This window comes from Pseudomonas marginalis (assembly GCF_008692035.1).
Taxonomy (GTDB): Bacteria; Pseudomonadota; Gammaproteobacteria; order Pseudomonadales; family Pseudomonadaceae; genus Aquipseudomonas; species Aquipseudomonas marginalis.
The window spans coordinates 1,172,908-1,192,118 of the sequence record NZ_VTFG01000002.1 but is presented as its reverse complement, the minus strand read 5'-3'; the positions used below and the strand labels follow the sequence as shown (position 1 = coordinate 1,192,118).

The 19,211-nt window shown below is 62.3% G+C and carries 19 protein-coding genes; 9 read left to right on the top strand and 10 right to left on the bottom strand.

From position 1 onward, the window contains the following. The first annotated feature begins 80 nt into the window (after positions 1–80). Together FX984_RS25670 and FX984_RS25665 are read left to right on the top strand one after the other, a co-directional pair. Positions 81–1,028 carry a LysR substrate-binding domain-containing protein gene (locus FX984_RS25670; protein ID WP_146475996.1) on the top strand — a complete coding sequence of 316 codons (948 nt, stop codon included), beginning with the start codon at positions 81–83 and terminating at the stop codon, positions 1,026–1,028. Positions 1,029–1,241: 213 nt separating this feature from the next. Continuing rightward, positions 1,242–1,652 (top strand): HPF/RaiA family ribosome-associated protein, encoded by a 411-nt coding sequence (locus FX984_RS25665; protein WP_027604683.1) that lies wholly within the window; start codon positions 1,242–1,244, stop codon positions 1,650–1,652. A gap of 51 nt (positions 1,653–1,703) precedes the next feature. On the opposite strand, the gene FX984_RS25660 is transcribed toward FX984_RS25665, so the two are convergent. Then, the gene (locus tag FX984_RS25660; protein WP_146475994.1) at positions 1,704–3,215 is read right to left on the bottom strand and encodes an MFS transporter; all 1,512 of its coding nucleotides are present in this window, start codon (positions 3,213–3,215) and stop codon (positions 1,704–1,706) included. A gap of 105 nt (positions 3,216–3,320) precedes the next feature. Here FX984_RS25660 and FX984_RS25655 point away from each other — a divergent pair, with 105 nt between their 5' ends. Continuing rightward, positions 3,321–4,193 carry a LysR family transcriptional regulator gene (locus tag FX984_RS25655; protein WP_146475992.1) on the top strand — a complete coding sequence of 291 codons (873 nt, stop codon included), beginning with the start codon at positions 3,321–3,323 and terminating at the stop codon, positions 4,191–4,193. Here the strand turns inward: FX984_RS25655 and fecA are convergent. The 3 genes from fecA to FX984_RS25640 all read right to left on the bottom strand — a co-directional run bounded on the left by fecA (position 4,190) and on the right by FX984_RS25640 (position 8,046). Then, complete coding sequence (fecA, locus tag FX984_RS25650) at positions 4,190–6,529, bottom strand: TonB-dependent Fe(3+) dicitrate receptor FecA (RefSeq protein ID WP_146475990.1); 2,340 nt, start codon at positions 6,527–6,529, stop codon at positions 4,190–4,192. The two genes, FX984_RS25655 and fecA, sit on opposite strands and share 4 nt — an antisense overlap. Before the next feature lie 90 nt (positions 6,530–6,619). Continuing rightward, positions 6,620–7,561, bottom strand: coding sequence for a FecR domain-containing protein (locus FX984_RS25645; protein ID WP_146475988.1), 942 nt, complete (start codon positions 7,559–7,561; stop codon positions 6,620–6,622). Beyond that, entirely contained in the window at positions 7,558–8,046 is a 489-nt protein-coding gene (locus tag FX984_RS25640) for a sigma-70 family RNA polymerase sigma factor (RefSeq protein WP_098480933.1), read from the bottom strand. The genes FX984_RS25645 and FX984_RS25640 overlap by 4 nt, the downstream gene beginning before the upstream one ends. 184 nt (positions 8,047–8,230) lie before the next feature. On the opposite strand from FX984_RS25640, the gene FX984_RS25635 reads away from it, so the two are divergent. Genes FX984_RS25635 through FX984_RS25615 form a run of 5 tightly spaced genes read left to right on the top strand, consistent with a single transcriptional unit; the run spans position 8,231 to position 11,993 of the window. Then, positions 8,231–8,533, top strand: coding sequence for a DUF3649 domain-containing protein (locus tag FX984_RS25635; RefSeq protein ID WP_027604677.1), 303 nt, complete (start codon positions 8,231–8,233; stop codon positions 8,531–8,533). Next, a complete protein-coding gene (locus FX984_RS25630) occupies positions 8,530–10,104 on the top strand; it encodes a PepSY-associated TM helix domain-containing protein (RefSeq protein WP_027604676.1) in 1,575 nt (524 codons plus the stop codon). The genes FX984_RS25635 and FX984_RS25630 overlap by 4 nt, the downstream gene beginning before the upstream one ends. Continuing rightward, the gene (locus tag FX984_RS25625; RefSeq protein ID WP_146475986.1) at positions 10,105–10,431 is read left to right on the top strand and encodes a DUF3325 domain-containing protein; all 327 of its coding nucleotides are present in this window, start codon (positions 10,105–10,107) and stop codon (positions 10,429–10,431) included. It abuts the gene before it with no gap. A 9-nt stretch (positions 10,432–10,440) separates the two neighbouring features. Next, entirely contained in the window at positions 10,441–11,019 is a 579-nt protein-coding gene (locus FX984_RS25620; RefSeq protein WP_027604674.1) for an RNA polymerase sigma factor, read from the top strand. Beyond that, positions 11,016–11,993: a FecR family protein gene (locus FX984_RS25615; RefSeq protein ID WP_092356238.1), complete on the top strand. Its 978-nt coding sequence runs from the start codon at positions 11,016–11,018 to the stop codon at positions 11,991–11,993. The genes FX984_RS25620 and FX984_RS25615 overlap by 4 nt, the downstream gene beginning before the upstream one ends. Here the strand turns inward: FX984_RS25615 and FX984_RS25610 are convergent, their stop codons facing one another. Both FX984_RS25610 and yejK read right to left on the bottom strand, forming a co-directional pair. Beyond that, the gene (locus FX984_RS25610; protein WP_027604672.1) at positions 11,994–12,344 is read right to left on the bottom strand and encodes a glutaredoxin family protein; all 351 of its coding nucleotides are present in this window, start codon (positions 12,342–12,344) and stop codon (positions 11,994–11,996) included. It lies immediately after the preceding gene. After that, positions 12,344–13,348, bottom strand: coding sequence for a nucleoid-associated protein YejK (yejK, locus tag FX984_RS25605; protein WP_012722392.1), 1,005 nt, complete (start codon positions 13,346–13,348; stop codon positions 12,344–12,346). The genes FX984_RS25610 and yejK overlap by 1 nt, the downstream gene beginning before the upstream one ends. Before the next feature lie 396 nt (positions 13,349–13,744). On the opposite strand from yejK, the gene FX984_RS25600 reads away from it, so the two are divergent. After that, positions 13,745–14,026 (top strand): HU family DNA-binding protein, encoded by a 282-nt coding sequence (locus FX984_RS25600; protein WP_003188840.1) that lies wholly within the window; start codon positions 13,745–13,747, stop codon positions 14,024–14,026. A 68-nt stretch (positions 14,027–14,094) separates the two neighbouring features. Here FX984_RS25600 and rlmF read toward each other — a convergent pair whose 3' ends face one another. From rlmF to FX984_RS25580, 4 genes are all read right to left on the bottom strand, one after another. Further along, positions 14,095–15,111 (bottom strand): 23S rRNA (adenine(1618)-N(6))-methyltransferase RlmF, encoded by a 1,017-nt coding sequence (gene rlmF, locus FX984_RS25595; protein ID WP_146475984.1) that lies wholly within the window; start codon positions 15,109–15,111, stop codon positions 14,095–14,097. Between the two features lie 238 nt (positions 15,112–15,349). Continuing rightward, positions 15,350–18,196: a valine--tRNA ligase gene (locus tag FX984_RS25590; RefSeq protein WP_027604670.1), complete on the bottom strand. Its 2,847-nt coding sequence runs from the start codon at positions 18,194–18,196 to the stop codon at positions 15,350–15,352. A gap of 149 nt (positions 18,197–18,345) precedes the next feature. Beyond that, a complete protein-coding gene (locus tag FX984_RS25585; protein WP_065924183.1) occupies positions 18,346–18,738 on the bottom strand; it encodes a DNA polymerase III subunit chi in 393 nt (130 codons plus the stop codon). 7 nt (positions 18,739–18,745) lie between these two features. Then, complete coding sequence (locus FX984_RS25580) at positions 18,746–19,174, bottom strand: DNA polymerase III subunit chi (protein ID WP_092356241.1); 429 nt, start codon at positions 19,172–19,174, stop codon at positions 18,746–18,748. Positions 19,175–19,211 lie beyond the last annotated feature (37 nt).

Sequence of the window (19,211 nt, the reverse complement as noted above, 5' to 3'; positions counted from 1 at the left end):
CAATTGGCGCGATACTGAGCCTCTGGATCGGCACTGACCAACGAATTATCCTAAGACACCCTTTAGCAGGACTAAACCCTATGGCTCGCCCTCTCCATGGCCAGACTTACGTCTGGTTGCACGTGTTTTCCTGCGCTGCCCGGCATCTGTCGTTCACCCGCTGCGCCGAAGAACTGCACATCACGCCGGGGGCGGTGAGCCAGCAAATCCGCCAGTTGGAGGAGCGCCTCGGGTTTCGGCTGTTTCATCGACGGGCACGGGGGGTGGAGCTGAGTGCCGAGGGCCAGCGCCTGGCGGCAACGGTGGGGGAAGCCTACGGCAGCATCGACGCCGAGTTGCAGCGGTTGGATGCGGGAATGATCAGCGGCACGCTTCGCCTGCGCTCGATTCCATCATTTCTCGGCAAGTGGCTGACCCCACGCCTACCGCGCTTGCAGCAGCGCTTCCCGGATATCCAACTGCGCATGGTCGCCGAGGACAGCAGCATCGCCCTGCACGAAGGCGACTTTGACCTGGCCATCGACCTCAATGACGGCAGCTACCCTGGCCTGTTATCCACAGCCCTGCTGGATGAGCAGATTTTCCCGGTCTGCGCCCCCAGCCTGTTGCGGGGTCGACCGCCCTTGCACGGTCCGGCCGATCTCGCGCATTTCCCGCTGCTGCACGACATTACCGCCTGGCGTGGGAGTTATGAGTATGCGGAGTGGGAGTTCTACCTGAATGCCATCGGCTATCACGTCGCCGATGTACGCCGTGGCCACACCTTCAATCGCAACCACCTGACCATCGAAGCCGCCATCGCCGGCATGGGCGTGGCGATTGCGCGACGCACCTTGCTCAATGATGAGCTGGAACGTGGCACCTTGATCGTGCCGTTCGGCCTCGCGGTGCCCAACCACAAACGTTATGTGTTGCTGTATGCGCCGGGCGCCCTGAGCCATCCGGGCGTGCGCGCGGTGCATGACTGGCTGGTGGAGGAAGCAGGGATTTTTCGCGCCTTGCACCCCCTGGGAGAGGGGCAATTGTGAGGGGCGCGGAGCGTAAGAAGATGTAACTAACTCCCCACCCTAACAGTGTTTCTGCTTGTCGTCAGGGTTAATTTGTAATGTGGGATTTATCTTTGCAAAGGGGTTGAAATGTTTCTCTGACTGCTCAATTGTGTAATCAAGAGGTCATGGTTTCACCACCCCGGTGTTGCAGTTTGTGACCTCTCGCGAGCTAGCTGAAATAAGGGAAGAACTATGCAAATCCAAGTCAATAGCGATAACCATATTGAAAGCAGCATCCGACTGGAGGAGTGGGTACGTACTACCATTGAGAGCACGCTCGAACGTTATGAAGAAGACCTGACCCGAGTGGAGGTCTACCTGCGGGATGAGAACGGCGACAAGCCCGGTCCCCACGATTTAAGTTGCCGCCTGGAAGCGCGGCCAAAAGGCCATCAACCGCTGTCGGTGTCCGCCAAGGGCGATACCCTGGAACAAGCGATTGACAGCGCGGCCACCAAGCTGGATCACGCATTGGAACATCTGTTTGGTCGACTGCAAGGCAAGCCCCGCGCTGCCGCGAAAAACCAGCCCATTAACAAAGTGAATGAAGACGCGCTGGAACAGGAATTCCTGGAAAACGAAAACGCGGTCATCAACGGCTGACGTTCTTTTCACCCCCTGCAAACGGGCCTGCATCTGCAGGCCCGTTTTCGTTCAGGCGCCGCGTCGGAAAAAATACCGGCTCAACAGCGCCAGCCCCCCAGCGCCCAACCCGGCAAACAGCATCGCCCAACCGGCGCCATGGCGCAGTGCCGCCTTAGCATCGTTGGCTGCCAGCCCCATCGACTCCAACTTTCCTGCGGCAATGTTCTGGCTGATGGCCGGCCACTCCATTGACGTGGTGGCGGGCAGCATCTCGGCCAGCTGATGGCTGATCCCCAGCAACAGCACCAGCCCCATCAGGGCAATGTTGAGCGCCAGGGTGATCAGCCGCGCACTGAGGTCGATGCCGGAGGCCATGCCCGCGCGGTCGGCCGATACCGAGCCGGTGGTGGTATTGGTGGTGGGCGAGTTGGTCAGCGCCAGGCCTGCGCCGGCGATCACGCAACTGAGCAGCACCAGCCCGATACGTGGGTGCGCGGCGCCGTTGACGGCCGCCATGGCCAGAAAGCCCGCGCCCATCAGGCCCAGGCCGAGGGGGATGATGCGTTCGGCGCCATAGCGCAGGGCCAGGCGCTCGGCCAGCGGCGGTACCAGCAAGGTCGGCAGGGTATAGGCGAGCAGCGCGGCGCCGGTGGTCAAGGTGTCGTAACCCAGGCCCGCCTGAAAGTACAACGGCAGGTAGATCATGAACGGCCAGAAGCTGAAGTTCATGCCGATCGAACCCATCAACGCACCGTTGAAACGCGGGATGCGGAACACCGAGAAGTCGAACATCGGGTGCGCACTGCGGAGCTCGACCGTGATGAACAGCAGCAGGCCGAGCCCCGACAACGCCGCCCAACCGAGCATGGCCGGTGTGCCGAAACCGTGCTCGCTGCCTTGGGTGATGAAGTACACCAGGGCAAACACCGACAGGGTCAAGGTGAGCATGCCGGCGATGTCCAGGCGATGGGCGGCCGGATCGCGGGATTCCTGCACGCTGATGCGCAGCAGCGCCAGGGTGAACAGGGTGAGCGGCACATGCACGAGGAACACCCAACGCCAATCCGCCACCGCCAGGATCAATGCGCCGATCATCGGACCGAAGCCCAGGCCCACGCCGGCAATCACGCCCCATATTGCAAACGCCCGCGCCCGCGCTGCCGGTTCGCGAAACAGGTGCGACAGGATGGCGAACTGGCAAATCATCATCGCCCCGGCGCCGATGCCCTGGACAAACCGCGCTGTGATCAGCAGCGAGGCATCCCCGGCCAGCCCGCAGGCCAGTGAAGCCAGGCCAAACACCCACAGGCACAACACCAGCATGCGGCGGCGACCAAAGCGATCCGCCAACGTGCCCGCCGCCATCAGCACGCTCGTGCAGGCCAGGGTGTAGGCGTTCATGATCCACTGGGCGTCTTGGAAGCCCGTGCCCAACTCTCGCTCGAGCGTCGGCAGGATCACCGGCACGCTGGAAATCTCCAGGCCGAACATCAGGGCGACAAGGCACACGCCCGTGAGGGCCAGCCCATTCCTGGCGGTACGCGGGGGGCTGGCGGTGGTTAGCGTGGCGGCGGGTGGCATGGGATTCTCCTGTGGATAAAGTGTCGCGTTATTTTCAGGGGAATCTGTTTCGTTATTCGTGATAACTTTTCCACTGATAGGGGAATCAAGGGCGACAATCGAGCCATGACGACACCGCGTTTTGATGGCGTTGAGCTGTTTCTGCACATCGTCGAAAGCGGCAACCTGACCGAGGCCGCCGAACGGTTGAACCTTACCCGCTCCGCGGTCGGCAAGGGCCTGGCGCGATTGGAAGCACGCCTGGGCACGTGCCTGTTGCAGCGCTCCACCCGCCGCCAGCGGCTGACCGAGGACGGCCAGGCGTACTACGAGCATTGCCTGCGCGCGTTGGCGGAACTCGAGGCGGCCGAATCGGTGCTGGAAAGCGGCCGGCAACAGCCACGCGGCCGTTTGCGGGCCAGCTTGCCACTGGCCTTCGGGCATCACTACGCGGCCCCGGCATTGTGGGGGTTGATGGCGCGCTATCCGGAATTGGAGATCGAGATCAGCTTCGCCGATCGGCTGGTGGACCTGGCAAAGGAAGGCTTCGACGTTGCCGTGCGGATCGGCCCCCTGCCCGACACCGACCGCCTCAGTGCACGTCGCCTGGGCGAACAGGCCGTTGGGCTGGCGGCGTCACCGGCGTACTTGCAGCGCGTCGGGCCGATTGAATGCATCGAAGACCTTGCCGGCCATCGCGGCATCGCCTATCGCAGCACGACCTCGCAGCGCAATCCCGTGGCCTCGCCGTTGATGATGGACGACCTCCAGGCCGTGGCCGATGCCGCCATCGCGGGCGTCGGCCTGGCCTGGTTGCCGAGTTGGTTGATTGCGCACTATGTGCTGCGTGGGCAACTGGTCGCGGTGTTGCCCGGCTATCGCGAGCAACCCGCGCCGATCCATGTGATCTGGCCGACAGCCGTGCATATGCCGGCCAAGACCCGTTGTGCAATCGACGCACTGGTCGCCGCCACCCCCAGTTGCCTGGCGGGCAGTTAGAACGCGATGGAGGTCTGCACGTACAGCGTACGCGGCTCACCCACGTATTTGCCCTTGTTGTTGTCGTCGAACGAGCGGGTGAAGTACTGCGTGTTGAAGATGTTCTTCACGCCGACCGCCACATTCAGATCCGACAGTTGCGGGCCGAAGTCATAGGCTGCGCGGCTGCTGAACAGCATGTAGCCGGGGATTCGACCGTTGGCGCCGTCAGCACTTTCTGCCTGGGTGTTGGCGTTGTCGGCGAACTGGCTGCTCTGATAGCTGCTGTCCACATTGAGTTTCCAGCGCCCTTCGGTGTAACCCACGCCGAGGGTGCCCTTGTGCTTGGACGAGAAGGGCACGCGGTTGCCTTTGTTCGGGCCGTCTTCGCGGATGGTGGCGTCGACGTAGGCGTAGGTAGCGTACACATCGAAACCGGCCAGCGCCGGGCTCAAGCCATCGAGGGCGTAGTTGACGCTGGTTTCAATACCCTGGTGGCGCGTTTCGCCGCGGGCGATCACCGAGTCGTTGGTCTGGTTGCTTTCATACTGGTTGTCGAAGTTGATCAGGAACGCGCCGATCTCTGCGCGCAAGGTGCCGTCGTCATAGCGGGTACCCAGTTCCCAGGTGCGGGCTTTTTCCGGTTTCACTTCACCGCTGGTCACACGGTTGGGCATCTGGCTGTACTGCACGCTGCCGAATGAACCTTCGGTGTTGGCGTACAGGTTCCAGTCGTCGGTCAGGTGATAGAGCACGTTCAACGCCGGCAGCGCGGTGTTGTAGTCGCCTTTGTATTTGACGTTGGTCAGGTTGTTGCTCTGCTGGGACTCGATCATCTCGTAGCGGATGCCCGGGGTGATGGTCCATTTGCCGATATCAATCCGGTCATCGACGAAGAACGCATTGGCTTCGGTGCCGCCACGGGTGTCGCGGTCGTTGCGGCTGTCGGTGCTGGGGATTTGCTGGTTGTTGGCGGAAATCGGCGTGCGGTAGCGCAACTCGTGGCCGGCTTCGTTGATGTAGCGGTAGCCGACGCCCACTTCATGGCTGGTCGGGCCGAGGTCAAAGCCCTGGGCGAAACGGGTTTCCACGCCGCGCACCCAATACTCACGCGGGGACAGCGACAGGAACGTGCCCTGGTCCAGGTAGCCGCTGCGCAGGGTCTTGGTGAAGAAGCTGTTGACGGTGAATTCGCGGCGGTCCTGCTCGTATCGATAGCCGACGTTGAACATCGTACGGCGGCCCCAGAATTTGTCGTAGGGGCGGGTGGACTGATACGGATCGGCCTTGTAGTCCGCGACGTTCAAGCCCCCAGGCATATCGGCCTGGCCTTCGTAGTACTGCGCCATGGCGTTGAAGCTGTTGGCGTCGTCGAGCTGGTATTTGCCTTTGAGGATCAGGTCGTCGATGCGCGTGTTGCTGTTTTCGCGCCAGTCGCCGCCACGGGTGCCGGAATACAAAATCGCGCCGCCCAGGCCATTCTCGGCAGTGCCGCCGGCCAGCAGGTTGCCGGTGGTCTTGAAGCCGTCATGGCTGGAAGACGGGCTGGTCTCGGTCTGCAAGCCACCTTTGACGGTGGGTGCATCCGGGATCGCGCGGGTCACGAAGTTGACCACGCCGCCGACGTTCTGCGGGCCGTAGCGCACTGCGCCGCCGCCACGCACCACGTCCACGGCGTCCATGTTGCCCATGCTGATCGGTGCGAACGACAGCTGCGGCTGGCCGTACGGCGCGAACGGCACCGGGATACCGTCCATCAGCACTGTTGAGCGCGAGGCCAGGCGCGGGTTGAGACCGCGAATGCCGAAGTTCAGCGCCATATCGTGGCTGCCGGTGCCGTTATTGTCCGGGGCGTTGACGCCGGGGATGCGGTTGAGCACGTCCTTGGCCTGGGTGGCGCCCTGGCGTTCGAACGCTTCGCGGCGGATCACGTCACGGGCGCCGGGGTGTTCGAAGACATTGGTTTGCGCCGCATCGCCGAGCCAGTCGCCGACCACGCTGGAGGTCGCCAACTCGACAGCCGCCGGCGCCGTTGCCGGTTGCAGGCTGTAGGCGTTGTCGCCTTCGGCACGGGCTTGCAGGCCAGTACCTTCCAGCAGCTTCTGCAGGCCTTCGGCGGCGCTGTAGCTGCCGGACAAACCACGGCTTTGCATGCCCGCCGTGACTTCGGAACCGAAGGAAATCAACACGCCGGCTTCACGGCCAAACTGGTTCAGGGCTGCTTCCAGCGAGCTGGGCGCGATGTGATATGGCTTGGCATCGGCCGCCATCACGCAAGGCAGTACGGTCAGGCTGAGGCTGGCGCCCAGCAGCAGTTGGCGCAAGGTGCGGGCGAGAAGGGTGGGGTGCTGGGGCATGAAGGGCGGTCCTGAGAAGGAAGGATCAAGGTGGCTTTCCTTCTCTGTCACGCGAGGTGCGGAAAACGGCTCACGGTGGCTGAAAATAATTTACGCACGGGCCTGGACGCTCACCCAATAGCGGGTAAAACGCCGCACCTTGACCGGCAGGCTGACCTCCAGCAGGTCGAGGATGCGTTCGCTGTCGTCCAGCGGGTAGCTGCCGGACAGCAGCAGGTTGGCGACCTGCGCATCGCAATGGAGCTGGCCACGGCGGTAGCGGCCCAGTTCGGCGAGAAAGTCCTCCAGGCGCATATGCGCGGCCACCAGCATGCCGTCGGCCCAGGCGCCGCTGTTGGCATCGGTAGCTCGCGGGGTGTCCCAGCCCTTGCGGGTGAAATTGACCTGGCGTACCGCGTCGACCGTCAGGGGCAGGCCGCTGTAGGTATTGGGCATCACCTCGACGCGGCCGTCGAACACCGCCAGTTGGGTGTGGTCGTTGAACTGGCGCACATTCAGGCGCGCCGCCTGGCTGCTGAGCAGGCCCTGGCCGGTCAACACCAGCAGCGGCGTGCTGCCGGCATTGGCGGTGAGCAGGATCTCGCCTTCGAGCAGGCGGATCAGCCGTTGCCGACCGTCAAAGTGCACATCCACGGCGCTGCCGGTATTGAGTTGCAACTGGCTGCCGTCGGCCAGTTGCACCTTGCGCCGTTGGCCGACGGGGCTGCGGTAGTCGGCGCTCAGCGGCGGCAGGATATGCTGCTGGCGCAGGCTCCAGGCCGCGGCCGAACCAGCGCCGAGGATCAGCAACAACTTCAGCGCCTGGCGCCGGCTGCTGGACTTAGGTGCGTTCAAGGCCGCATGGGCCAGGGGCGAGGGCATGCCGCGCAGGCGCTGGTTGACGCGCTGGATATGGTCCCAGGCGCGCTGATGTTCGCTATGGGCATTCAGCCAGTGTTGCCAGGCCGCCTGCTGGCGTGGGTTGAGCGCGCCTTGCTGCATTTCCATCAGCCAGTGCACGGCCTGTTCGGCAACCTGGGTCGAGACATTCATAGGGCGAAATAGCAGCGCATGGCGGCTTTATTCAGGTGGCGTTTGACGGTGGCGATGGAGATGCCCAGTTCGGCACCGATCTGCGCATACGTCAGGCCGTCGAGTTGGGCCAGCAGGAACGCGCGCTTGACCAGCGTGGGTAAGCCGTCGAGCAACTGGTCCAGCTCCAGCAGGGTTTGCAGGATGATCGCACGCTCTTCTTCGGATGGCGCTACCTGTTCAGGCATCTGCGCCAAGGCGTCGAGGTAGGCGCGTTCCAGGTCCTGGCGGCGGTAGAAGTTGAACAACACGCGCTTGGCGACCGTGGTGAGGAACGCGCGGGGCTCGACCAGCGTCGGCGCCTCCCGTGCGGTCAGGATTCGGATGAAGGTGTCCTGCGCCAGGTCTGCCGCACTTTCCGGGCAGCCGAGCTTGCGTCGCAACCAGCCGGTGAGCCAGTGGTGATGGTCGTTATAGAGCACTTCGACAGTGTTGGACGGCTGCAACGCGATCTCCCTTTTGTGCATGCCGGCAAAATCTCGGCATGCTTTAGAGAACAAGAATTGTTCGCATTGTAGGGGGCCGCCAACCGTTCGGCAATGTGCGAAGGCAGGTGTTTCATCCGTTCTGTTTTGCTTATGAGAATATTTATCATTAATATTGCGCGCTGATGAACCTGGCGCCTCCCGCATGAAAAGCAAAACCTCACTGCCTGCTTCCTATCGTCTCGCCGTTACGTCGCGCGTGCTGGCTGCTGTCGTCGGCGGTTACCTGATGGCGTCCCTGGCCAGCATCTGCCTGGCGCTGTGGATGCCAACGTCCCGCGCCGATGCGGTGATTACCGGGATGATGAGTTCGTTCGTGTTCTACCTGTTGGCAGTGCTGTGGTGCTTCGCCTGCCGTACGGCATGGCGCGCGTGGTGCGGCGTGATGCTGCCGAGTGCGGCGTTTGCCACCCTGGCGGGCGTGGGCTTGTGGATGGCACGCACATGAAAGAGGGCTTTCGCCAGGCCATGGCCTGGTTGCACACCTGGGCCGGGCTGATCTTTGGCTGGCTGCTGTTTGCGATTTTCCTGACGGGCACCCTGGCCTATTTCAAGGATGAGATCACCCACTGGATGCAACCCGAAGTACAGGCCCATCCCCTGGATGACGCGCGCAGCCTGAGTGTCGCCCAGGACTACCTGCAGAAGGTCGCACCCACGGCCGCACGCTGGTTCATCACTTTGCCGGATAGCCGCGACCCTGGCCTGTCGGTGATGTGGCAAGACAAGGTCGACCCCGGCAAACGCGGCAATTTCATTCAGAAAACCCTCGACCCCGTGAGCGGTCAAGCCGTAGAGGCCCGGGAAAGCATGGGCGGGGATTTCTTCTACCGCTTCCACTTCCAGCTGCAAATGCCTTACCCGTGGGGCCGCTGGCTGTCGACCATTGCAGCGATGGTGATGTTCGTGGCGTTGATCACGGGCATCATCACCCACAAGAAAATCTTCAAGGACTTCTTCACCTTCCGCCCCCGCAAAGGCCAGCGTTCCTGGCTCGACGGGCATAACGCGGTGGGTGTGCTGGTGCTGCCGTTCCACCTGATGATCACCTACAGCAGCCTGGTGATTTTCATGAGCATGGTGATGCCGGCGCCGATCGTGGCCTCCTATGGCAACGACACCCGGGCCTTCTTCAATGACGTGTTCCCCGCCACCAACAACGCGCCGGCGCTGGGCCAGCCCGGCCAATTGCTGTCATTGCTGCCGATGTACGAGCAGGCGAGGGCGCAGTGGGCTGGTGGGCATGTCGGGCGGTTGGCGGTGAACAACCCGAGTGATGTAAACGCTTCGGTGAACCTGTTCCGTGCCAGCTCCGACCGCGTGGTGCATGACTTCGGCAGTACCGTGTCGTTCAACGGCAACACCGGCGAGTTGTTGCGGGTCAGCGCTGAACAATCGCTGCCGGCGGCGATCGGCGGCAGCTTCTATGGCCTGCACATGGGCCATTTCGCCGGTCCGGTGCTGCGCTGGTTGTACTTTATCTGCGGCCTGGCGGGCACGGCGATGATCGGCACGGGGCTGGTGATCTGGCTCGGCAAGCGGCAACTCAAACATGCAAAAAGCGGCGTGATGCCGTTTGAACTGCGGTTGGTGGAAGTGCTGAACATCGCCAGCATGTCCGGGCTGTTGATCGCCATTGCAGCCTTCTTCTGGGCCAACCGTTTATTGCCGGTGGGCTTTGCCGAGCGCTCCGATTGGGAAGTGCAGGCCTTCTTTATCGCCTGGGGCCTGAGCCTGTTGCACGGGATCCTGCGCCGGGGCCGCCAGGGTTGGGTTGAGCAATTGAGCTTCGCAGCACTGCTGTTTGCTGCAATCCCGTTGCTCAATGCCCTGACCACATCGCAGCACTTGGGCGCTTCACTGGCGACGGGCGACTGGGCCATGGCCGGCTTCGACCTGACCTGCCTGGCCAGCGGCGTGTTCCTCGCCTGGGCAGCCTGGAAGATGCAGCACCGCAAGGCCCCGCAGCCCAAGACCGAACGGGCGCGGCCGCTGCAGCTCAAGCAGGAGGCGAACTGAATGCTCCTCGCGCTGCTGATGTGTTATGCCGGGTTTACCGTCTTGTGCCTGTCCACCGACCGTCACCACGGCGAACTGCTGCACAGCAAGCCATCGCCTCGGCGGCGTATTGCTTTGCGCGTCATCGGTTGGCTGCTGCTGACCGTGTCGATCTGGCCCGCCGTGGCTGTCGCCGGTTGGGGCCTGGGCCTGGTGGAGTGGTGCGCGGTGTTGATGCTCAGCGCCCTGTTGCTGGTGCTGTTGTTGCCGTATCGGCCAAGGCTGGCCTTGCTCCTGGCAGGCGTCGGCCTGCTGGCCAGCCCTGTTGCCGCCTTCGCAACGTTCTGAGCCGCCGCCATGATGATCAGCACCCCACCCGATTCCCAGGACAGCCCGCAGGCTGACGCGGCGGGTGGGCGTGCGCATTTCCTGCAGGTGTTCCTGTCCCAGCGTTCGCAGATGGAAGCGTTGGTGAGCCGACGTGTCGGGTGCCGCGCCACGGCGGCCGACCTGGTGCAGGACCTGTTCCTGCGGTTTTGGCGTCGGCCATTGGTGCAGGTCGAAGAACTCAGCACCTACCTGTTGCGCTGCGCCGGCAATATCGCCATCGACCACCTGCGCAGCGAAGGCGCGCGGGTGCGCAGCAGTGAAGGCTGGCTGCCGGAGCAGCAGGATAACCAGGGCTCAGAGCCCCAGGCGGCGCTCGAGGCGGGCAACGACCTGCGGCATGTCGAAGCCGCCCTGCGCAGCCTGCCGGAGCGCACCCGGCAGATCTTCCTGCTCAACCGCATTCACGGGCGCAAGTACGCGCAAATCGCCAAGGCCATGGGCCTGTCCCAAAGCGCCGTGGAAAAACATATGATGCGTGCCCTCGAAGCCTGCAAAGCCAGCCTTCGCGAACCATCGCCATCGCGCACGCCAGGGAAAGCACCGTGAATCCGACCCCCACGCCAGACCAGGAACAAGCCGCACTGGCCTGGCTGAGCCTGTTGCACGACCAGCCCAGCAGTGGCGACCAGGCCACGTTCAGCCGCTGGCTACGGGCCGATCCTGCGCACGTCGAAGCCTATGCCCAGGCCCAGGTGCTTTGGGAGTTGAGCGAAGTGCCGGCACGGCAACTGGCGGATGAGGATGCGCTGGCATTGCAGGGCTACCTTAATGCGATGAACACCCCTGGGCGCTCGCGGGTGGTGCGCTGGTCCGGCGCACTGGCCATGGCGGCGTGCCTGGTGTTGATGGTGTCCATGGGCGCCGGTTGGCAGCCTTCGCGGTGGATCGATGATTTCGGCGCCGATTACGTGAGCGCACCGGGAGAAGTGAAGACCGTCACCCTGGCTGATCAATCCCAGGTCACGCTGGATGCGGACAGCGCCATTGCCGTGGACTTCAGCCACGGTGAGCGGCATATCCAATTACGTCGCGGTGCAGGTTTTTTCAGCGTCACCCACACCGGCGAGTCCTTTGTGGTCGAGGCGGGCGGCGGCGAAGCGCGGGTGCTGGGGACGCAGTTCGAAGTGCGCCTGCAACCGGCAGGGGCCGAGGTGACGGTGTTGTCGGGGCGGGTCGGCGTGACCGCGTCGAAACAGGGCCCACAGCAAATTCTGACGGCGGGCCAGCAAGTGGCCTACGCCGATGGCAGCGCCGATCCCTTGCACGCGGTCGACAGCGAATCCCGCCTGGCCTGGCGGGATGGCTGGCTCAACTACTACAAGGCACCGCTGGCCGATGTGGTCAAGGACCTGGGGCGTTACTACCCTGGCCGCATCCTGCTGCTCAGCGAAGAGATGGGTGCCAGGCGCGTCAGCGGCAGCTTCCCGAGCAAGGACCCGCAGGCGGTACTCAACGCCTTGCAAGCGGTGCTGGGGTTCGAGCAGCACAGCCTGTTGGGGCGGGTGATCGTGGTCCGCTGATTACTTCAGCGCGGCCATGATCGCGTCAGGGTTGTAGTCGCGAATCAGCGTCCCGTTGACGTCCACAAACGGAATCCCGCCACCGCCCAGTGCTTCATACGCCTTGCGCGCCTGGGCGTCCTTCTCGATATCGACGGCCTGGTACGGAATGCCCTTCTGGTCGAGGAAGCGGCGGATCTGCTTGCAGTAGCCGCACCACTCGGTGGCATACAGCACCACCCGCGCCGAGGCCCGCGTCTGCTCCGGCACCACCTGGGAAGGGTTGAGCAGCCGCTCGACCTTGCCCCAGTTCTGGATAACCACCACCACCAGCAACACCAGCAGGACTTTCTTGAGGACCCCGCCGAGCATCAGTTACGGCGCTTGAGCTGGTCGGTCAGTTGGGTCGGCAGGCCCTTGATGATCAGGGTGCCGGCGGCTTCGTCGTACTCGATCTTGTCGCCCAGCAAGTGTGCTTCAAAACTGATGGACAAGCCCTCGGCGCGCCCGGTGAAGCGGCGGAACTGGTTGAGGGTGCGTTTATCCGCCGGGATTTCCGGCGACAGGCCGTAGTCCTTGTTGCGGATATGGTCGTAGAACGCCTTGGGCCGATCTTCATCGATCAAGCCCGACAGCTCTTCAAGGCCCATGGGCTCGCCGAGCTTGGCCTGGCTGCTGGCGTAATCGACCAGGGTCTTGGTTTTTTCGCGGGCGGATTCGTCCGGCAGGTCTTCGCTTTCGACGAAGTCGCTGAAGGCCTTGAGCAGGGTGCGCGTCTCGCCCGGGCCGTCGACGCCTTCCTGGCAGCCGATGAAGTCGCGGAAGTATTCCGAGACCTTCTTGCCGTTCTTGCCTTTGATAAACGAGATGTACTGCTTGGACTGCTTGTTGTTCTGCCACTCGGACACGTTGATACGCGCTGCCAGGTGCAGTTGGCCCAGGTCCAGGTGGCGCGACGGGGTCACGTCCAGCTCGTCGGTCACCGCCACGCCTTCGCTGTGGTGCAGCAGGGCGATGGCCAGGTAGTCGGTCATGCCTTGCTGGTAGTGGGCAAACAGCACGTGGCCGCCGGTGGAGAGGTTGGACTCTTCCATCAGTTTTTGCAGATGTTCGACGGCGGTGCGGCTGAACGTGGTGAAATCCTGGCCACCCTCGAAATATTCCTTCAACCAGCCGCTGAACGGGTGCGCGCCGGATTCGGCATGGAAGAAACCCCAGGCCTTGCCTTGTTTGGCGTTGTAGCTCTCGTTGAGGTCGGCAAGCATGTTCTCGATGGCGGCCGACTCGGCGAGCTCGGAGTCGCGGGCGTGGAGAACTGCAGGTGTGCCGTCGGGTTTTTTGTCGATCAGGTGGACGATGCAATGACGGATCGGCATGGGCTTCTCGGCTGGTTGAAGGGGAGCGGTCGGCCTCCCCGAAAAGTCGCCCAGTGTACCGCACCCATTGGTCAAGACACGCGTCGAAGGGCATTTTGGATGCTCTCGGACGAGGCATATGCCTTTTTTTCACGGTTTAGAGCGATAAAGCTGACCAAATGGGTAGGTAGAAGCGGATATTTCCCCGTCTCTGTGCTAGTTTTGCCCCGTCTTACGCCAAGTCTCGGCGATAAGCGTGCATTCAGCATCTGTCAGGTCGAACCAATCCCCGTTTCAAGCATCTATAACCCCGATCTCCGTGGTTATAGCCGGGGGTGCCAGGCCATGACGGTCGGGCTCGACGGCTGACACTGCACTCTGCAATCCATATGAATTTGATAGGGAAGGAACACCACAATGGCTATTACTAAAGACCAACTGATCGCTGACCTGGCTGAAGCAGTAGACGCACCGAAAACCACCGTGCGCGCTCTGCTGGACCAACTGAGCCAAGTTGTTGCTGACCAGCTGGAAAACGGCGGCGAAATCACTCTGCCAGGCGTTGGCAAACTGAAAGTGACCGAGCGTCCTGCCCGTACTGGCCGTAACCCTTCGACTGGCGCTGCCATCGAAATCGCTGCCAAGAAAGTTATCAAGCTGGTTGTGGCCAAAGGCCTGACCGACGCTGTTAACAAGTAAGACGCAGCAAAAAAAAACCGTGCTCCGGAGCGATCCGGGCACGGTTTTTTGTTGCCTGGGATTTGTCTCTATCGCACCCAGCGCTGGCGCCAGATCTGCTGTTCGTTCTTGGTCTGGAAGGTCCAGGCCACGAAACGGCTCTGCTTCTGGCCCTGGGACATTTCCACCACCTGGCTTTCCAGCACGCCGGCTTTTTTCAGGGCGGTCTCGATCGCGGGCAAGTTTGACGCTTTTGACACCAGGGTGCTGAACCACAACACCTTGTGGGCAAAGTGCGCACTCTCGGCGATCAACTGCGTCACGAAGCGCGCTTCACCGCCTTCACACCACAACTCGGCCGATTGGCCGCCGAAGTTGAGCACCGGCAATTTGCGCTTGGGATCGGCCCGGCCCAGGGCGCGCCACTTGCGCTCGCTGCCCTTGGTGGCTTCGTCCATGGACGCATGGAACGGTGGGTTGCACATGGTCAGGTCAAAACGCTCACCCGGCTCCAGCAGGCCCAGCAGGATGTGCTTGGGGTTTTCCTGCTGGCGCAACTGGATGACCTTGCTCAGGTCGTTGGACTGCACGATGGCCTTGGCGGCGGCCACGGCGATGGGGTCGACCTCCGAGCCGAGGAAGTTCCAGCGGTACTCCATATAGCCAATCAGTGGGTAGACGCAGTTGGCGCCCATGCCGATGTCCAGCACCTTGACGATTGAACCGCGCGGGATCTTGCCTTCGTTGACACTGGCCAGCAGGTCGGCGAGAAAGTGCACGTAGTCGGCACGTCCCGGTACCGGCGGGCACAGGTAATCGGCCGGGATGTCCCAATGCTGGATGCCATAGAAGGCCTTGAGCAACGCCCGGTTGAACACCCGCACCGCGTCCGGGCTGGCGAAGTCGATGCTCTCTTTGCCATAGGGGTTGATGATCACGTATTGCGCCAGTTCCGGCGTGGTCTTGATCAACGCCTGGAAGTCGTAACGACCTGTGTGGCGGTTGCGTGGGTGCAGGGTAGCCTCTTTGCGCGGCGCGACGGGTTTGGCCGTGGCTGCGGTCTTAGGCTTCTTGCGTGGAGGTTTGGGCGTAGTGGGGGCGGTCATGATGATTCTGGTGTTGGCTCAAAGTGGCGGCCATTGTCACACATTCCCGAGGATAACTCGGTCAAATGTGGGAGGAGGCTTGCTCCCGATAGCGGTGGATCAGTCAAGACTAGCCTGGCTGACAGATCGCCATCGGGGGCAAGCCCCCTCCCACATTGACTGTATTGCCAGCAAGGGATTGGGAAACACCAGGCAAAAAAAGAGACCCGAAGGTCTCTTTTTTCACACGGATTGCCCCTTACAGGCTGGAAATCCGCGCATGTTGCTCCGCCAGCTTGCCCAAAGCCTGTTCGGCCTCGGCCAGCTTGGCGCGTTCCTTATCGATCACTTCAGCCGGTGCCTTGTCGACGAATGCCGCGTTGGACAGCTTGCCGCCCACCCGCGCCACTTCGCCTTGCAGGCGCAGGATTTCCTTGTCGAGACGGGCCAGTTCCGCGCCCTTGTCGATCAGGCCGGCCATCGGCACCAGCACTTCCATCTCGCCGACCAGCGCGGTCGCTGACAGTGGCGCTTCGGCGCCATCCGCCAATACGGTGATCGATTCCAGCTTCGCCAGCTTCTTGAGCAGCGCATCGTTCTCGGTGAGACGACGCTGGTCTTCGGCGCTGGCGTTCTTCACGAATACCGCCAGGGGCTTGCCCGGGCCGATGTTCATTTCGGCGCGGATGTTGCGCGTGCCGAGCATCAGGGTCTTGAGCCATTCGATGTCGCTTTCGGCCGCCTCATCGATACGTGCTTCGTTGGCCACCGGCCAAGGTTGCAGCATGATGGTCTTGCCGTCTTTGCCGGCCAGCGGCGCGAGGCGCTGCCAGATTTCTTCGGTGATGAACGGCATGAACGGATGCGCCAGGCGCAAGGCGACTTCGAGCACGCGTACCAGGGTGTGACGGGTGCCGCGCTGACGTTCGATCGGCGCGTTTTCGTCCCACAATACGGGCTTGGACAGTTCCAGGTACCAGTCGCAATACTGGTTCCAGATGAACTCGTACAAGGCCTGTGCGGCCAGGTCGAAACGGAACTGGTCGAGTTGACGGGTCACTTCGGCTTCGGTGCGCTGCAATTGCGAGATGATCCAGCGATCCGCCAGGGACAGCTCGATGGCCTCGCCGTTCTGGCCGCAGTCTTCGCCCTTGTCCAGCACGTAGCGCGCGGCGTTCCAGATCTTGTTGCAGAAGTTGCGATAGCCTTCGACGCGGCCCATGTCGAACTTGATGTCGCGACCGGTGGACGCCAGCGAGCAGAAGGTGAAGCGCAGCGCATCGGTGCCGTAGCTGGCAATGCCGTCGGCGAATTCGTCGCGGGTCTGCTTCTCGATCTTCTTCGCCAGTTTCGGCTGCATCAGGCCCGAGGTGCGTTTCTGTACCAGGGTTTCCAGGTCGATGCCGTCGATGATGTCCAGCGGGTCGAGGACGTTGCCCTTGGACTTGGACATCTTCTGGCCCTGGCCATCCCGCACCAGGCCGTGCACGTACACGGTCTTGAACGGTACCTGCGGGGTGCCGTCCTCGTTCTTCACCAAGTGCATGGTGAGCATGATCATCCGGGCAACCCAGAAGAAAATGATGTCGAAGCCGGTGACCAGCACGTCGGTGGAGTGGAATTTCTTCAGGAATTCGGTCTGCTGCGGCCAGCCCAGGGTGGAGAAGGTCCACAGGCCCGAGCTGAACCATGTGTCCAGTACGTCGTTGTCCTGTTGCAGTGCCACATCCGGACCGAGGTTGTGCTTGGCGCGTACTTCGGCTTCGTCGCGGCCCACGTAGACCTTGCCCGACTCGTCGTACCAGGCCGGAATGCGATGGCCCCACCACAGCTGGCGGCTGATGCACCAATCCTGGATATCGCGCATCCACGAGAAGTACATGTTTTCGTACTGCTTGGGCACGAACTGGATACGCCCGTCTTCCACGGCAGCAATCGCCGGCTCGGCCAGGGGCTTGGTGGACACGTACCATTGGTCGGTCAGCCACGGCTCGATCACGGTGCCGGAGCGGTCGCCCTTCGGCACTTTCAGGCCGTGGTCGTCGACGCTGACCAGCAGGCCGGCAGCGTCGAAGGCAGCAACGATCTGCTTGCGCGCTTCGAAACGGTCAAGGCCGGCGTATTCGGCCGGGATCTTGCCGTCGATGCTCTCGTTCAGCGTACCGTCCAGGTTGAACACCTGGCAGGCCGGCAGCACGGCGGCATTCTTGTCGAAGATATTCAACAGCGGCAGGTTGTGGCGCTTGCCGACTTCGTAGTCGTTGAAATCGTGGGCCGGGGTGATTTTCACACAGCCGGTGCCGAATTCAGGGTCGCAGTAATCGTCGGCGATGATCGGGATGCGGCGGCCTACCAGCGGCAACTCGACGAACTTGCCGATCAGTGCCTGGTAGCGCTCGTCGTTCGGGTTGACCGCGACGGCGGCGTCGCCAAGCATGGTTTCCGGACGGGTGGTGGCGACGATCAGGTAGTCGTTGCCCTCAGCGGTCCTGGCACCGTCCGCCAGTGGGTACTTGAGGTTCCACAGGAAACCTTTCTCGTCGTGGTTCTCCACTTCAAGGTCGGAAATTGCCGTGTGCAACTTGGTGTCCCAGTTGACCAGGCGCTTGCCGCGGTAGATCAGGCCGTCTTCATGCAGGCGCACGAAGGCTTCTTTCACCGATTCCGACAGGCCGTCATCCATGGTGAAGCGCTCGCGACTCCAATCGACGGACGAACCGAGGCGACGGATCTGACGGCTGATGTTGCCGCCGGACTGGTCTTTCCATTCCCAGATTTTTTCCAGGAATTTCTCGCGGCCCAGGTCGTGACGGTTCTGGCCGGTGGCTTCGAGTTGGCGCTCCACCAGCATCTGGGTGGCGATACCGGCGTGGTCGGTACCCGGTTGCCACAGGGTGTTGCGGCCCTGCATGCGGCGGAAACGGATCAACGCATCCATGATCGCATTGTTGAAGCCATGGCCCATGTGCAGGCTGCCAGTGACGTTCGGTGGCGGAATCATGATGGTGTAGGACTCGCCCGCGCCTTGCGGAGCGAAATAGTTCTCGGACTCCCAGGTGTTGTACCAGGAAGTTTCAATAGCGTGCGGCTGGTAGGTCTTATCCATGCGCGGCGGGACCCTAGTTGGCATATATTCAGGAAAGCCGGCAAGTATAACGGGGGATAGGGCGCAGGGCGAGGCGAAGGCGGGCTTAAGGTGCAGGCAATCAAATGTGGGAGGAGTTTGCCACCTCCCACAGGGGATCTATGGACGGTTCAAGACTGGTACTGGCTGAGCAGCCGCTCCATCCGTGCATCCATCCGGCGCTTGATCTCGGTTTCGATATGGGGGGCAAAGTCGTCGATCACATCTTGCATGATCAATTGCGCAGCGGCACGCAGTTCGTTGTCCAGGTGCAGCAGCAGGGCGTCGGGACCCTTTTCAGCCGCAGCAGGGGCAGCGTCCACCACAACGGGGGCTTCGACAACCGGTTCCGGAGCGACCTGCTTGCCGCCGACCATGTCGAACAACAGCGGAATCTGAACCTCGCCATCGGCCTGTTCGGTCAATAGTGGCGGTTGCAAGTCATCATCACCCAGCAACTGACGAATCGACTCGAGGTCGTCCAGCAGGTGGTCATCTTTTTTTGTCGGGTTGGGAGTGTCCATCATGTACTCAAAGTCGTTGTAGCCGGTGATCTTGCAAAGGATAGCCCTGTTCGCGGTAGAAACGGAAACTCTCCCGCGCGGCCTGACGAATAGCCGGATCTTCCACCACCACTTCCGCCACACGGGCGAAGGCCTTGGCAAAAGGCGGTACTTTCAGGTCCAGGTTGACCAGCAGGTCCTGGTGATTGCCGCAACTGTCTCCCAAACCCAGGGCAACCTGGCCTTCGGGTTCTGATTCTGCGGGGCCATGGGGCACGAAGCTTTCGCCCTTGAAGCGCCACAGGCGGGCGTCGAGCTCGTCGCGTTGGGCGGCATCGCTGCAATGCAGGTAGATGCGGTGGCCCATGCGCCAGGCTTTCTCGGTGAGCTTGCAGGCGAAGTCCAGGCGCGCGAGCGGATCGGCGCTGGGCAATATATAGAAGTCGACTTGGGTCATTGCGGTTCCTGAGGCCGGGGCGGCGAGATCACCGCCC